Origin of the sequence: Mycobacterium sp. (genome assembly GCF_008709575.1) — a bacterium.
Taxonomy (GTDB): Bacteria; Actinomycetota; Actinomycetes; order Mycobacteriales; family Mycobacteriaceae; genus Mycobacterium.
The window spans coordinates 328-572 of record NZ_VYIK01000507.1 but is presented as its reverse complement, the minus strand read 5'-3'; the positions used below and the strand labels follow the sequence as shown (position 1 = coordinate 572).

The 245-nt window shown below is 65.7% G+C and carries 1 pseudogene; it reads right to left on the bottom strand.

Annotation, left to right across the window (positions count from 1 at the left end):
- Window positions 1–145 (bottom strand): annotated as a pseudogene (locus tag F6Q13_RS19855) (diacylglycerol acyltransferase/mycolyltransferase Ag85A); the annotation flags it as partial.
- Window positions 146–245 lie beyond the last annotated feature (100 nt).

Below are 245 nucleotides of genomic sequence, written 5' to 3'. Positions count from 1 at the left end.
CGACCGGCAGACCGGGCCGGGAAAACGCCTTCGCCGTCGCCCAACCACCGGCAAGCCCCACCAGGCCCGGCAGCGCAGCAGCCGCAACAGCGGCCACCACCAGCCGACGTGCCAAGCCGCGCAGGCTTGCGTTCACAACTGCCATGTCTTCTCCTGATCTGTCTGAGTTCATTCATCTGGTAGGTGAGGTGCCCCGAGAGGCGGCCGTTCAGCGCGGTGTCGAGCGGGGTGTGTGAGATGAATAA